Source organism: Vibrio sp. 1751, assembly GCF_033339895.1.
Classification (GTDB): Bacteria; Pseudomonadota; Gammaproteobacteria; order Enterobacterales; family Vibrionaceae; genus Vibrio; species Vibrio alginolyticus.
In genome coordinates this window covers 49,030-63,345 of sequence record NZ_JAWOVM010000003.1, presented here as the reverse complement: position 1 = coordinate 63,345, position 14,316 = coordinate 49,030, and the positions used below count along the sequence as shown (strand labels likewise).

The window sequence follows — 14,316 nt, the reverse complement described above, 5'->3', positions numbered from 1 at the left end:
GTTATCTCCTTACCTTACGCTTCTACTTGGCGACTAACTTTGTCTTCAACAGAGTCAGCATTTTGCTCGAAGTGGTAGCGACCCGTTTTCAGGCTACTTGGGCCTTTACGAGCGAATTTCAACATTAGGTAAACTTCTGCAATCAGGAATACCGTGTATAGCGCCAGAATTGCGAAGAGTGAAGTCCAGATTTCACCTGCAGTTAGTGCAGAAGCTGCAACATGCACTGGTAAAATTTCACCTACAGCCCAAGGTTGACGGCCGTACTCAGCGACGAACCAACCCGCTTCAATTGCAATCCAAGGTAGTGGAATGCTAAATAGTGCAGCTTTTAGAATCCATTGTTTCTGCTCAATCTTCTGACGACACGTTTGGATAAACGCCGCACCAAAGACAAACAACATGATGAAGCCACAAGCAACCATGATACGGAATGACCAGAATAGCGGCCATACTGTTGGGATTGAGTCGTCCGCAGCAGCTTGGATTTGCTCTTCTGTTGCATCAACAACATTGTCTGTGTAGCGTTTTAGAAGTAGACCGTAACCTAGGTCACCTTTCACTTCATCAAACGCAGTCATGTTTTCTTCTGACTTGTCGCCCGCACGAAGCTTCTCTAGAAGTTCATAAGCGTACATGCCGTCACGAATACGATCGACGTGTTCATCACGTAAATCACGAAGACCTGTTACTTGCTCATCAAAAGAGCGTGTCGCGATAATACCCATTACGTAAGGGATCTTAATTGCGTAATCGGTATGCATCGTTTCCTGGTTAGGAACACCAAATAACGTAAATGCGGCAGGTGCAGGTTCAGTGTGCCACTCTGCTTCAATTGCAGCGAGTTTCACTTTTTGAACTTCACCAAGCTCGTAGCCAGATTCGTCACCAAGAACGATGGTAGATAAGATAGCTGCAATACCGAAAGAAGCAGCAATAGCAAACGAACGACGAGCAAACGCAATGTCACGACCTTTTAATAGGTAGTATGAACTGATGCCTAGAATAAACATTGCGCCACAAGTGTAACCAGAAGCAACCGTATGCACGAACTTAACCTGAGCAACTGGGTTTAGTACAACCTCAGAGAAGCTCACCATTTCCATTCGCATGGTTTCGAAGTTGAAATCTGCGCCTACTGGGTTTTGCATCCAGCCGTTTGCGATAAGAATCCAAAGAGCAGAGAAGTTAGAGCCTAGTGCCACAAGCCAGGTAACCGCTAAGTGTTGGCGTTTAGATAGACGATCCCACCCGAAGAAGAATAGACCAACAAAAGTTGACTCCAGGAAGAATGCGACAAGTGCTTCGATCGCTAGCGGTGCACCGAAGATATCACCTACATAGTGGGAGTAGTAAGACCAGTTCGTACCAAACTGGAACTCCATGGTAAGGCCTGTCGCCACACCAAGTGCAAAGTTAATACCGAATAGCTTACCCCAGAACTTGGTCATGTCCTTATAGATTTGCTTGTTCGTCATTACGTACATCGATTCCATAATGGCCAGAAGGAAGGCCATACCAAGGGTCAATGGTACGAATAGGAAGTGATACATCGCTGTCAGTGCAAACTGCAACCGCGATAGATCAACTACGTCAATCATGGTAACTCCTATGTGTCGGCTGAATGACACTCTCTACATATTGCAATCCATATTCAGGTGTTATTTACACTTGAAAAATGTTGAATTATCACAACTCATTGTTGCAAAAATGTGCTTCATTGGTTAGTTAATTGTTAAGCATCAGCTAATATAGCTGGGGCTAATATTACTTGTAAAAACAGATTGTTTCAAAAGGTTTATAGCCGTAACGCGCTTTGATATACATCAATGTTTATGCGCGGAATTTGCACAAAAATCCATCACATTGATCTAGATCAACCAGTATTGGATACGGATGTTAAGAGAGAGTAATCAGGAGAGAAATTAACCAGTTGCAAGCAAACATCGAGTTAACAATCAATGCTTTTTACTTACTAAACCAGTATGAGAAAAAATTCAAAAAATGTGAGTTTGGTCAACTTTAATGAAGCGCTGGGCAACAAAGGCCCAGCGAGGGAATCTTATTTTTCAATTCCGAAATGCAAATACGCACGATCTGTCGCGATTCTTCCACGCGGAGTGCGTTGTAAATAACCTTGCTGAATAAGATAAGGTTCAAGAACGTCTTCAATAGTGTCCTTTTCTTCACCTATCGCCGCTGCCATGTTGTCGAGCCCGACCGGACCACCACCAAATTTTTCCATAATCGCGAGTAGTAGCTTACGGTCCATGTAATCGAAGCCTTCGGCGTCCACATCAAGCATATTCAACGCCTTATCGGCAACATCGGCACAAATGTGACCATTGCCTTTTACTTCCGCATAATCACGAACACGACGTAGCAAACGGTTAGCAATACGTGGTGTGCCACGCGCACGTCTTGCCACTTCCAATGCACCTTCAGGTTCCATTGATAAACCTAAACAATCCGCGCTTCGCTGCACGATATCTTGGAGGTCTTTTATCTTATAAAACTCAAGGCGCTGAGTAATACCAAAGCGGTCGCGCAATGGTGACGTCAAAGAGCCCGCTCGGGTCGTCGCACCAATTAACGTAAACGGTGGTAAATCGATCTTAATAGAACGAGCGGCCGGACCTTCACCGATCATAATATCCAGTTGATAATCTTCCATTGCCGGATATAGCACCTCTTCAACCATCGGACTCAAGCGGTGAATCTCATCGATGAACAACACATCGTTTTCTTCAAGGTTGGTTAACAGCGCGGCCAAATCGCCTGCTTTCTCAAGTACAGGGCCTGAAGTAGTGCGAATGTTCACTTCCATTTCATTGGCAACGATATTCGCAAGTGTGGTTTTACCCAAACCTGGGGGACCAAAAATCAAAAGGTGATCAAGTGCTTCGCTACGTAACTGAGCAGCTTTAATGAAGATCTCCATTTGGTCACGGACATGGTCCTGACCTTGGTAATCCGCTAATTTTTTTGGCCGAATAGCACGATCAATGACATCTTCATCACGAAAGGCAGGGTTTTCTGGCGCGATTAAACGATCGGCTTCAATCATCTTTTTACCTTGAAAAATGGTTACCTGAGAGAATAATGCCGCTCGTTTAACAGCAAGTGGCATATTTCTATATCTCGTCATCCTGTACAGCGACGAAGGAGCGTGATACAGGATCTTCTATCCGAGCGATTTATGGTCAAATTGTTTCATTAACCGCTCAGCGTGCTGCTATTAGATTCCCAGTCTCGCCAGGCTCGCTGGAATGACACAAAAAACATCGTTAAGCGATTGGCATTAACCTTAGAGAATGAGTTATCTTGAACAAATGTTCACTGTGCAACCAGCGTTACACCATTGATTTTAGAGCTTCACGGATCATTTGCTCACTGCTCATGTCCGGTTTAGCGATCTGAGATACCACTTTCGACGCTTGAGTCGGCTTGTAACCTAGAGCTAGAAGCGCACTGATTGCCTCTTCTTCCGCGTTGTTGGATGTCGCACTAGAATCCGCAGGAGCAGCATCCGTAAATGGTGTAAATAGATCGCCTGCGCCCCACCCTTTCAAGCGGTCTTTCATTTCAACAACCAATCGCTCTGCGGTTTTCTTGCCAACGCCTGGAAGCTTAACCAGCGTAGAAACGTCTTCATGTTCCACACAAGTAACAAATTGCGTTGCTGTCATACCAGAGAGAATACCAAGACCGAGTTTAGGACCAACGCCATTGGCTTTGATCACTTCACGGAAAAGTGCTCGTTCTTTTACTGTGTTGAAACCGTATAGCAATTGCGCATCTTCACGGACAACAAAGTGAGTATAAATAATGGCTTCTTCGCCAACATTTGGCAGTTCGTAAAAACAGCTCATTGGCATCTGGACTTCATAGCCAATGCCATTAACTTCAATTAATACTTCAGGTGGTTGTTTTTCAATCAGTATGCCACGAAGACGTCCAATCACTATAAATACTCTTTGGAAATGAATTTGCGACAGGATAATAAAGAACTGGATAGACATCCAGTTAATTTTAACGGTAGCGCCCTTTTCTGGCACTGGTTGCTTTGCCCGCTAACGCAACGAGAGTCTTGTTAGTATTGGCATGACAAATCGCCACACCTAAAGCATCGGCTGCATCCGCTTGAGGCTTGGCGGGCAATTTAAGCATCTGCTGAACCATATGCTGAACTTGCGCTTTGTCCGCGCCACCAGTGCCGACGACAGCTTGCTTAATAAGACGAGCCGCGTATTCAAATACCGGCAACTCCGCATTCACCGCAGCAACAATTGCACTGCCACGAGCTTGGCCAAGTTTTAGCGCTGAATCCGCGTTTTTGGCCATAAACACTTGCTCGATCGCGAAAACGTCCGGTTGAAACTGGGTAATGATTTCCGTGACGCCTGCATAAATCTGTTTAAGCCGACCCGGAAGTTCTTTTTCTGAAGTACGAATGCAGCCACTACCAAGGTATTGCAAGTGGCGTCCATTTTGACGAATGACCCCATAGCCGGTAATGCGCGAACCTGGGTCAATGCCCAAAATAATTGACATGAATGTTCCTAAAAATGAGGCCTAATTCGGCCTCAGTCTTTTTATTATTACTTGCTAACTTCGGAGCAAATACCGCTCCCGACACCTTGAGTTTAATCTAGCGTAGCCGCAACGTCGTCAGAGATATCACCATTGTGATAAACCTCTTGAACGTCGTCCAGATCTTCCAAAGCGTCAATCAAACGAAGTAGTTTTGGCGCAGTATCCGCGTCCAAATCTGCTTTCGTTGATGGGATCAGCGACACCTCAGCGTTCTCTGCCTCAAACCCTGCGGCATCAAGAGCATCTTTTACGAGTCCAAAATCGCCTGGGGCCGTGTAGACATCAATCGAGCCATCTTCTGCCGTTTCAATGTCATCAGCACCACTTTCTAATGCTACTTCCATTACCGCATCCTCATCTAAACCTGGGCCATATGAAATCACGCCTTTCTTGTCGAAAAGATAGTTGACGCTACCATCCGTCCCCAGATTGCCGCCTGACTTTGAGAATGCATGGCGTACGCCAGATACCGTACGATTTCGGTTATCCGTCATACATTCGACCATGACCGCCGTACCACCTGGACCATAACCTTCATAGATCACGGTTTCCATGTTGTCGTCGCCTTCACCACCAGCACCTCGGCTGACAGCGCGGTTGACAGTGTCACGTGTCATGTTGTTAGACAGTGCTTTATCAATTGCTGCTCGCAAACGTGGGTTATTTTCTGGCTCACCGCCCCCCTCTTTTGCCGCAACAACGATTTCACGGATTAATTTAGTAAAGATTTTGCCGCGCTTCGCATCTTGCGCTGCTTTACGGTGACGAATATTCGCCCATTTACTATGACCAGCCATAATTCACCTTTTAATGTATTTTGACGCTTAATAACAAAACATGTTCTAAAAAGCGTTGCTTGGGAAATTGCTTTGGAAGTTTCTTGGGTTTATTTAAACAAAAACTCCCGCAGTTGCGGGAGTTTTCTTAAAATGTTGTGCGCTTATTCTGCGTCTTTTTCTTTCGCTGCAGTTACTGCGATTGCTAGCTCTTCTAGCGCTGCTGGGTTCGCAATACTTGGTGCGTCTGTTAGTAGACACGCCGCTGCTGTTGTTTTAGGGAACGCGATAACATCGCGGATGTTCTCTGTGCCACATAGCAGCATTACTAGACGGTCTAGACCAAATGCAAGACCAGCATGTGGAGGCGTACCGAATTTCAGCGCATCAAGCAGGAAGCCGAACTTAAGCTGTTGCTCTTCAGGTGTGATACCTAGAATATCAAATACGGCTTCTTGCATATCTGCGTTGTGGATACGAACAGAGCCGCCGCCCACTTCGTAGCCATTTAGAACCATATCGTAAGCGTTAGAATTTGCCGCAGCAGGGTTTGCTTTTAGCTCTTCTGCAGTCACACCTAGAGGCGATGTGAATGGGTGGTGCATCGCGTGTAGGTTGCCTTCGTCATCTTCTTCGAACATTGGGAAGTCAACAACCCATAGTGGAGCCCATGCAGACTCATCCGTTAGCTCTAGGTCTTTACCTAGTTTCAAACGTAGCGCACCCATTGCTTCTGCAACGATGCCCGCTTTATCAGCGCCAAATAGGATAATGTCACCAGATTCCGCTTGAGTACGATCTAGAATGCCGTTGATCACGTCTTCATTTAGGAACTTAGCGACTGGAGATTGGATACCTTCCATGCCCGCTGCACGGTCGTTAACCTTCATCCAAGCTAGACCTTTCGCACCGTAGATGCCAACGAATTCACCGTAGCCATCAATTTGCTTACGAGTCAGAGAAGCGCCACCTGGAACGCGAATAACGGCAACACGGCCTTTTTCGTCGTTTGCTGGGCCAGAGAATACTTTGAACTCAACATCTTTCACTAGGTCAGCAACGTCTACTAGTTCCAGTGGGTTACGTAGGTCTGGCTTGTCCGAACCGAAACGACGAATCGCTTCGCTGAACGGCATTACTGGGAATTCACCTAGGTCAACGTTTAGTAGCTCTTGCCACATTTCACGAACCATTTTCTCAGTCGTTGCACGAACTTGGTCAGCCGTCATGAATGACGTTTCGATATCGATCTGAGTGAATTCTGGTTGACGGTCAGCACGCAAGTCTTCATCACGGAAACACTTAACGATTTGGTAGTAACGGTCAAAACCAGACATCATTAGAAGCTGTTTGAATAGCTGTGGAGACTGAGGAAGCGCGTAGAAGCTGCCTTTGTGAACACGGCTAGGTACTAGGTAGTCACGAGCGCCTTCTGGTGTCGCTTTTGTTAGTACTGGTGTTTCGATGTCTAGGAAGCCGTTGTCATCTAGGAAACGACGAACAAAGCTAGACGCTTTAGCACGTAGCTTGATGCGGTCGCTCATTTCTGGACGACGTAGATCTAGGTAACGATACTTCAGGCGCTGCTCTTCAGAGTTCTTTTGGTTGAAGTCTAGAGGCAGAACATCAGAACGGTTGATGATTTCAAGACCTTTCGCAAGGATCTCAACTTCACCTGTTGCCATGTCTTTGTTTACTTGGCTTTCTGGACGAACGCGAACTTCACCAGTTAGCTTGATACAGAATTCATTACGAAGTGTGTTAGCCACTTCATACGCATCTGCCATATCTGGATCAACAACTACCTGAACGATACCTTCGCGATCTCGCATATCGATAAAAATAAGACCGCCTAAATCACGACGACGGTTAACCCAGCCGCAAAGTTCTACAGTTTGTCCTGCAAGGGACTTGTTCAGGTGACCACAGTAATGGGTACGCATAATGAAATTCCCAATCTCTCAAATGTTGTTAACTACGCTCTGTCAGCCTCATTGCTAAGCAGAGTAAAGATTCAGTTATACGCTGAATGTCCACGAAAATCGACTACTCAACATACAATTACGTGTGTTTTATCATTCACTGGTGCTTTTTAGTACAACAAATGTTCAAAAGCGCACCAAAGCGAAAAAATTGGGGAGGATTATAGCGTGAAATTACCTATTTCAGCAAAACTCTCGTAAAGTATTCACACGAGTAGCAAGCAGTAAAGAATAATGGATAACTTACCTCTTCGACTTGGATTGACAATGTGGTCGCACAATCAATGGCAACAAAGTTTTTACGGCAGCGGGACAAAGCCCGCTGAACGTTTAGAAAGGTATGCGCAAGTGTTTCATACCGTGGAAGGCAACACGACATTTTATGCCACACCGACGCTCAATACAGTGCAAAACTGGAGAGCCGCAACCCACGATGATTTTCGCTTTACTTTCAAACTTCCTAAAGCCATTACTCATGAGCAAATGCTAAGAGGTTGCAGCGAACAACTGAGAGACTTCATGAAAGTCATGGAGCCTTTGCATGACCGTGTAGGCCAATGGACAATTCAATTACCAGCCGCATTTGGTCCTGAGCACCTTGATCGACTGAAAAAGTTCTGCGCGAGCTTTCCACCTAACTTCCCTCTCGGTGTTGAGGTTCGCCATATGGCATTTTTCTCCAAAGGCGAAGAAGAGCGAGCACTTAACCAATGGTTAGTAGAGAATAATATTGACCGCATTATTATGGATAGCCGCCCAGTCTTTGCCGCTAAGCCCGACAATGAGGCGATTATTGATGCACAAATGAAAAAACCACGAGTCCCTGTTCACGCCATTGCTACCGCTTCACATCCTTTGATTCGCTTTATTGGTCATCCAGAAGAACAACAAAATTACGAGTTTTTTAAACCATGGCTCAACAAGTTGCCACAATGGATTGCCGAAGGTAAACAGCCATATGTCATGATCCATACCGCAGACAATATAATTGCGCCAGAGTTGGCCGCAAACCTATATAAAGACATACAAAAGCGTATCACACTCCCTGAGTTATCACCTTTCCCAGCTGACGATGGCAACTCGCAGTTACAGATGTTCTAACGCAACACATGACAGAGGCGCGAAATTCCCATAAAATACGCGCCTTTTTTGGTGCCTGACATTTTCAGGCGGCTTGTATGCAGAGACTTAGTTATGAACCCTAAGAGCAATCCAGATACTATTTTTTCGGCTCCAATCGATAAAATTGGGGATTTCACGTTCGATGAACGCGTAGCGGAAGTATTTCCTGACATGATTCAACGATCGGTACCGGGTTACAGCAATATCATTTCTGCAATCGGTATGCTGGCAGAGCGTTTTGTAAAACCTCACTCAAACATCTATGACCTTGGCTGTTCTTTGGGTGCTGCAACATTGTCTATGCGTCGCCATATCAAACAAGAAGGTTGCCAAATCATCGCAGTGGACAACTCTCCTGCGATGGTTGAGCGTTGTAAACTTCACGTCAACGCTTACCGCAGTGACACTCCTGTGGATGTAGTAGAAGCAGACATTCGCAATATCGAAATTGAAAACGCGTCAGTGGTGGTGTTGAACTTCACTTTGCAATTCCTCTCTCCAGAAGATCGTTACTCCTTGCTCGAGAAAATTTACGCAGGCCTGCGTCCAGGCGGCATTTTGATTCTATCGGAGAAGTTCGTCTTCGAAGATGAAGTGTCGAACGAACTGTTAATTGACCTTCACCACGACTTTAAACGTGCGAATGGTTATAGCGAACTAGAAATCAGCCAAAAGCGTAGCGCGATAGAAAACGTAATGCGCCCAGATTCAAAGAAAGAACATAAAGAGCGTTTCGCTAAAATTGGCTTTTCTAGCTACGACGTTTGGTTCCAATGCTTTAACTTCGGCTCCATGTTCGCGATTAAATAGACCATGCATACCAAGCCTGAACCATACCGATTTCGGCTTTTGTTAATAATTTATACCCATCAACTCAGCGATTGACTAACTATGTTTAACTTTGCAAATTTCTACCAATTGATTGCCCAAGACACTCGTCTTCAACCTTGGCTTAATGTGCTTCCGCAACAGCTAACGGATTGGCAAAATGCAGAGCACGGTGACTTTGGTCGCTGGTTGAAAGCACTGAACAAAATCCCAGCGGGTAGACCGGACAACATCGACATTGTTGATTCTGTCACGATTTCAAACAATGAGCCCATGCCTCAAGGGGAACTTAAAAAGCTAGAAAGCTTACTTCGTACATTCCATCCTTGGCGCAAAGGCCCATACCACGTACACGGCATCCATATTGATACTGAGTGGCGCAGTGATTGGAAATGGGACCGCGTGCTTCCGCATATTTCACCATTAAAGAATCGCAGCGTACTCGATGTAGGTTGTGGTAACGGATACCACATGTGGCGCATGCTAGGCGAAGGTGCACGCTTAACTGTCGGTATCGATCCATCTCACCTGTTCCTGATTCAGTTCGAAGCAATTCGTAAACTAATGGGCGATGACCAACGTGCACACCTATTGCCATTGGGTATTGAACAACTACCTAAGTTAGAAGCGTTCGATACGGTATTCAGCATGGGCGTGCTTTACCATCGCCGCTCGCCTCTCGATCATTTAGTGCAACTAAAAGATCAATTGGTATCTGGAGGTGAACTCGTATTGGAAACACTCGTGATTGAAGGTGATGAGAATGCAGTACTGGTCCCGACTTCTCGTTACGCGCAAATGCGTAATGTCTATTTCTTCCCTTCAGCAAAAGCCCTAAAAGTGTGGTTAGAATTGGTCGGTTTTGAAGATGTTCGTATCGTTGATGAAAACATCACATCCGTAGATGAACAACGTACCACAGATTGGATGACGCATAACTCTCTACCTGACTACTTAGATCCGAACGACCCAAGCAAGACTGTAGAAGGCTACCCTGCCCCTCGCCGCGCGGTTCTTGTCGCTCGCAAATCATAATTCGCTGAGATTCCTGACATTGTCTTAACTCATTTTACGAGTTAAGACATTACCCTCTTTCCTCGTAATGAGCGAGTTTGATTTTTGAATCCATTTTTCACGTCAAAATATAAGCACGCTCTAAATAAGGATGCGCTTTTATGTCCTTGATTTTTGGCTTTTCATCACTATTCCTCAAACAATAAGTAATAGAGAAACATTCTTACTTGTGAGGCTTTATCGATATAAGCTAAACTCCTAAAAAATAAACAACTTAATCCAATCCCAAGGTTTTCAATGTTATTACGATTGACCCCGATTGTTGCCATCGCCTTACTATCTGGATGCTCACTAACCAAAGGCGAACAGTACCACCAAGAAACGTTAGCGGCGATTCAAAATTCAGAAGCGAATGTCAATAATCGCATTACCAACCTAGAGCTACAGCTCAGCAACCAATCGGACTATATCGACAGCCTTGAAGAACAAGTCGATAAACTACAGGTTGAACTTCTTACATTTCGCGATGAAGCAATGGCAGAAGTAAAAAAACCGAAAGAGCCGATTATTGTCCAATCTCCCGCTCCTGTGGAACCAACCCCAACTCACGATATTGTCCTTGGCTCTATCGAAAAGGTCACTGTAGAGTCGATTAAGCAAACTTTTGATGCACGTATCGACACTGGTGCCGCGACGTCGTCTTTAAATGCCGTTGATATTGAAGAGTTCGAAAGAAATGGCAAAAAATGGGTCCGATTCCACTTAGCAGACACCAGTAAATCCGAAGAAGAGAAAAGTACTTGGATCGAAGCTCCTGTCATTCGCTACGTCAAAATCCGCCAGGTTACCAGTGAAGAGTTAGAACGCCGCGCTGTGGTAGAACTTTGGGTGCGCGTTGGAAAAATTCATGAAAAAGCGCAATTTACGTTGGCAGATCGCTCACATATGAACCATCCTATTTTACTGGGTAGAGAATTTATGCGCGACATAGCACTTGTCGATGTAAGTCGTACCTATATCCAAACGGACGAAGATAAAAAATAATAAGGTAGATTATGACGTCAAAAATACCGTTTTACCTTTCTATCATCTTATTGGTGATTGCGGGCATTGCTCTGAGTGTTTTCAGACATGAAAACTACGGCGTGCCTTGGACGCCAGGCGAAACTCGCCAGGTATGGGATGTAGAAGCTCGTATTGAGTTCAATGCTAACGGCAACGAAGTAAAAGCGTCACTTGCAGCACCTCATACACAAAGTGGTTACACACTTATCGGTGAATCTGCTTCCTCATCAGGTTATGGCGTTTCCTACATCAATGACGATTCAGGCCGTCGTGCAGAATGGTCAATTCGCCAAGCTCAAGGGCCACAAACCATATACTACAAAGCCCAGTTCTTAGTAGACCCTCAGGCTAAAGTCACTCCTTTACCGCCAACGGAAGACATTACGCCACCAACGCTATCAGCACCACAAGCAGCAGCGGCAAATGCCCTTATCGAACGTGCGATGAGTCGCTCAGCCGATAATGTGACGTTTACTCGTGAGCTTATCAAAGCGCTTAATGACCCAGATAGCCAAAACTCGTCGCTACTACTGAACGATTTCAGCCGTACTGATGCACTGCATAATATTTTGCTTACCGCAGGTATACAAAGCAAAACCGTCGGTGTTATCGAACTAGAAGATGGTCGTCGACGCCAAACAATTCAACCAATGGTTCAGGTTTGGTCAGGTAAAGATTGGGTACTGTTTTCGCCAAAATCCGAACAAAAAGCAGTGAAACCCAACTTGTTAGTGTGGGATGAATCAAACGTATCCTTACTTGACCTTGTTGGTGGTAAAAATAGCCAAGTGCATTTCTCGATGATTAAGCAAGAAATGACACCACAACAAGCTACAAACAACAAAATAGAAGCAGATGGATTACTGAATATTTCAATTCATAGCTTACCTTTGGAAGAGCAAGCGATGTTCAAAACCATCATGCTCATCCCTATTGGTGCTCTGATCGTTGTGTTCTTGCGTGTGATTATCGGCCTGAAAACATCCGGTACCTTCATGCCTGTGTTGATTGCCGTTGCTTTTGTTCAAACTCAACTATTAACGGGTATTGTCGGTTTCTTGCTAATTGTAGGTACAGGCCTGATTATTCGAAGCTATTTGTCTAGGTTGAACTTATTGCTGGTAGCAAGGATATCTGCGGTCATTATTACCGTTATCATGATCATCTCGGTGTTCACCGTTGTTGCGTTTAAGATGGGCTTAACGGAAGGCCTAACAATTACCTTCTTCCCTATGATAATCTTGTCTTGGACGATTGAACGTATGTCAATCCTATGGGAAGAAGAAGGTGCGAAGGAAGTTGCTCTGCAAGGTGGTGGTTCATTGCTGACAGCGGTATTAGTTTACCTTGCAATGACGAACTCATACATTCAACACTTAACCTTTAACTTCATTGGTCTACAGTTGATTGTTCTGGCCGGTATTCTATTACTAGGTACTTACACAGGTTACCGCCTCACTGAGCTACGACGCTTCAAACCACTAGCGGAGGACTAAACGATGTTCGAAAGTTTTACTTCGCCGTCTAAGCTTCGCCATAAAGGCATTATGGGGATGAACAAGCGTAACCACAGCTATATTGGCCGTTACAATGATCGTTCTAAATACCCACTTGTCGATGACAAGCTAAAGACCAAAATTATTGCACAGGCAGCAGGAGCAACAGTTCCTGCCCTGATCGGTGTCATTCATAACCAAGCTGAAGTTAAGACTATCCACAAAATGGTTGAGAACTGGCCTGGTTTTGTAATCAAACCTGCACAAGGTAGTGGCGGTAAAGGCATTCTGGTTGTTACGTCTCACAAAAACGGGGTATATACCAAACCCTCCGGCTCTACAATTGGTAGGGATGAGGTCGAGCGTCACATTAGTAATGCGCTTGCTGGCCTTTTCTCTCTTGGTGGTAAAAATGACGTTGCTGTGGTTGAAAACTTAATCAAGTTTGATGACTGTTTTGATGGCTTCAGTTATGAAGGCGTACCAGATGTTCGGATCATCGTATTTAAAGGTTATCCAGTTATGGCGATGATGCGCTGTTCTACAGCGGCTTCCGACGGCAAAGCAAACCTTCACCAAGGTGCCGTAGGAGTAGGCATTGACATCGCGACAGGTAAAGCCGTCAGAGCGGTGCAGTTCGATCATCCAGTGACTCATCACCCTGATACAGGTAAAGACCTTTCGACCCTTCAAGTACCGCATTGGGAGCGCTTGCTGGAGCTTGCGTCAAGTGCCTGGGAAATGACAGGTTTGGGATACATGGGTACGGATATGGTGCTGGATAAAGATGAAGGACCTATGGTTTTAGAGCTTAACGCTCGCCCTGGTCTGGCAATCCAAATCGCTAATGGTGCAGGCTTGCTTCCTCGTTTGAAACACATAGAGAGCCTTGGCACACCTGCTGAGTATCCAAAACCGATTGAACGCGTCGCTTACGCAGCAGAGCAGTTCGGTGTGAAGCCGTTGTTCTAACCCTCCGACCTAATGTTCGTTATTACTCGCCAGTAATTGTCATGATTACTGGCGTTTTTGTTCCCGCATCCAAAAACCTTGCACTTGCTCTCCTTATTAAACACATCCTTCTCATATATAAGTTGAATCAATGATCGAGCTAACAAAATCAACATAGATCGTTTCTTTTCTACTTTGCCTTTTGAGTATGATGAGAGCTCCCCTTACTCAACTTGAGAGGTTGGGAAATGCTAATAAAAGAAACAAATAATGATGAACCAGAGCTTGAAGAACAAGAGAGCTTAGACCAACACCTACAACGCTTGTCTGAGCTTTCTGTCCAAGCACTTGAAGAGCTTGCTGAAATGATCGAAGTCAGGGACGATATTCCAGAGGAATAAACGTCGCTTCCTCATTAAGTTCCGTTAATAAGCCGAGACTGCCGTCCTACAGTCTCGGCTTATCTTATGTATTTCGAAGCCTGCC

13 protein-coding genes are annotated in these 14,316 nt (G+C 45.1%); 7 read left to right on the top strand and 6 right to left on the bottom strand.

The window, feature by feature from the left end:
* Positions 1-14: 14 nt before the first annotated feature.
* The 6 genes from cydA to aspS all read right to left on the bottom strand — a co-directional run bounded on the left by cydA (position 15) and on the right by aspS (position 7,315).
* A complete protein-coding gene (gene cydA / locus R7041_RS02200) occupies positions 15-1,601 on the bottom strand; it encodes a cytochrome ubiquinol oxidase subunit I (RefSeq protein ID WP_005378311.1) in 1,587 nt (528 codons plus the stop codon).
* Between the two features lie 461 nt (positions 1,602-2,062).
* Entirely contained in the window at positions 2,063-3,067 is a 1,005-nt protein-coding gene (gene ruvB, locus R7041_RS02195; RefSeq protein WP_005378312.1) for a Holliday junction branch migration DNA helicase RuvB, read from the bottom strand.
* 286 nt (positions 3,068-3,353) lie between these two features.
* Positions 3,354-3,965: a Holliday junction branch migration protein RuvA gene (gene ruvA / locus R7041_RS02190; protein ID WP_017820041.1), complete on the bottom strand. Its 612-nt coding sequence runs from the start codon at positions 3,963-3,965 to the stop codon at positions 3,354-3,356.
* A gap of 67 nt (positions 3,966-4,032) precedes the next feature.
* Complete coding sequence (gene ruvC, locus R7041_RS02185) at positions 4,033-4,554, bottom strand: crossover junction endodeoxyribonuclease RuvC (RefSeq protein ID WP_005387909.1); 522 nt, start codon at positions 4,552-4,554, stop codon at positions 4,033-4,035.
* A 92-nt stretch (positions 4,555-4,646) separates the two neighbouring features.
* Entirely contained in the window at positions 4,647-5,393 is a 747-nt protein-coding gene (locus R7041_RS02180; RefSeq protein ID WP_005378402.1) for a YebC/PmpR family DNA-binding transcriptional regulator, read from the bottom strand.
* 143 nt (positions 5,394-5,536) lie between these two features.
* Positions 5,537-7,315, bottom strand: a complete 1,779-nt coding sequence (gene aspS, locus R7041_RS02175; protein WP_064353747.1) for an aspartate--tRNA ligase — start codon at positions 7,313-7,315, stop codon at positions 5,537-5,539.
* Between the two features lie 306 nt (positions 7,316-7,621).
* On the opposite strand from aspS, the gene R7041_RS02170 reads away from it, so the two are divergent.
* From R7041_RS02170 to R7041_RS02140, 7 genes are all read left to right on the top strand, one after another.
* The gene (locus R7041_RS02170; RefSeq protein ID WP_225455363.1) at positions 7,622-8,455 is read left to right on the top strand and encodes a DUF72 domain-containing protein; all 834 of its coding nucleotides are present in this window, start codon (positions 7,622-7,624) and stop codon (positions 8,453-8,455) included.
* 93 nt (positions 8,456-8,548) lie between these two features.
* Positions 8,549-9,286: a carboxy-S-adenosyl-L-methionine synthase CmoA gene (cmoA, locus tag R7041_RS02165; protein ID WP_017635063.1), complete on the top strand. Its 738-nt coding sequence runs from the start codon at positions 8,549-8,551 to the stop codon at positions 9,284-9,286.
* Positions 9,287-9,367: 81 nt separating this feature from the next.
* The gene (gene cmoB, locus R7041_RS02160) at positions 9,368-10,339 is read left to right on the top strand and encodes a tRNA 5-methoxyuridine(34)/uridine 5-oxyacetic acid(34) synthase CmoB (protein WP_005387902.1); all 972 of its coding nucleotides are present in this window, start codon (positions 9,368-9,370) and stop codon (positions 10,337-10,339) included.
* A gap of 276 nt (positions 10,340-10,615) precedes the next feature.
* Complete coding sequence (locus R7041_RS02155) at positions 10,616-11,362, top strand: ATP-dependent zinc protease (protein ID WP_005378391.1); 747 nt, start codon at positions 10,616-10,618, stop codon at positions 11,360-11,362.
* An 11-nt stretch (positions 11,363-11,373) separates the two neighbouring features.
* Positions 11,374-12,879 (top strand): inactive transglutaminase family protein, encoded by a 1,506-nt coding sequence (locus R7041_RS02150; RefSeq protein ID WP_005378389.1) that lies wholly within the window; start codon positions 11,374-11,376, stop codon positions 12,877-12,879.
* Positions 12,880-12,882: 3 nt separating this feature from the next.
* Entirely contained in the window at positions 12,883-13,851 is a 969-nt protein-coding gene (locus R7041_RS02145; RefSeq protein WP_005378387.1) for an alpha-L-glutamate ligase-like protein, read from the top strand.
* A 227-nt stretch (positions 13,852-14,078) separates the two neighbouring features.
* The gene (locus tag R7041_RS02140) at positions 14,079-14,231 is read left to right on the top strand and encodes a hypothetical protein (protein WP_005378381.1); all 153 of its coding nucleotides are present in this window, start codon (positions 14,079-14,081) and stop codon (positions 14,229-14,231) included.
* Positions 14,232-14,316: the final 85 nt, after the last annotated feature.

Coding starts and splice junctions, on each gene's coding strand:
- cydA (WP_005378311.1), bottom strand. CDS start 1,601: ATGATTGACGTAGTTGATCTATCGCGGTTGCAGTTTGCACTGACAGCG.
- ruvB (WP_005378312.1), bottom strand. CDS start 3,067: ATGATTGAAGCCGATCGTTTAATCGCGCCAGAAAACCCTGCCTTTCGT.
- ruvC (WP_005387909.1), bottom strand. CDS start 4,554: ATGTCAATTATTTTGGGCATTGACCCAGGTTCGCGCATTACCGGCTAT.
- R7041_RS02180 (WP_005378402.1), bottom strand. CDS start 5,393: ATGGCTGGTCATAGTAAATGGGCGAATATTCGTCACCGTAAAGCAGCG.
- aspS (WP_064353747.1), bottom strand. CDS start 7,315: ATGCGTACCCATTACTGTGGTCACCTGAACAAGTCCCTTGCAGGACAA.
- R7041_RS02170 (WP_225455363.1), top strand. CDS start 7,622: ATGTGGTCGCACAATCAATGGCAACAAAGTTTTTACGGCAGCGGGACA.
- cmoA (WP_017635063.1), top strand. CDS start 8,549: ATGAACCCTAAGAGCAATCCAGATACTATTTTTTCGGCTCCAATCGAT.
- cmoB (WP_005387902.1), top strand. CDS start 9,368: ATGTTTAACTTTGCAAATTTCTACCAATTGATTGCCCAAGACACTCGT.
- R7041_RS02155 (WP_005378391.1), top strand. CDS start 10,616: ATGTTATTACGATTGACCCCGATTGTTGCCATCGCCTTACTATCTGGA.
- R7041_RS02150 (WP_005378389.1), top strand. CDS start 11,374: ATGACGTCAAAAATACCGTTTTACCTTTCTATCATCTTATTGGTGATT.
- R7041_RS02145 (WP_005378387.1), top strand. CDS start 12,883: ATGTTCGAAAGTTTTACTTCGCCGTCTAAGCTTCGCCATAAAGGCATT.
- R7041_RS02140 (WP_005378381.1), top strand. CDS start 14,079: ATGCTAATAAAAGAAACAAATAATGATGAACCAGAGCTTGAAGAACAA.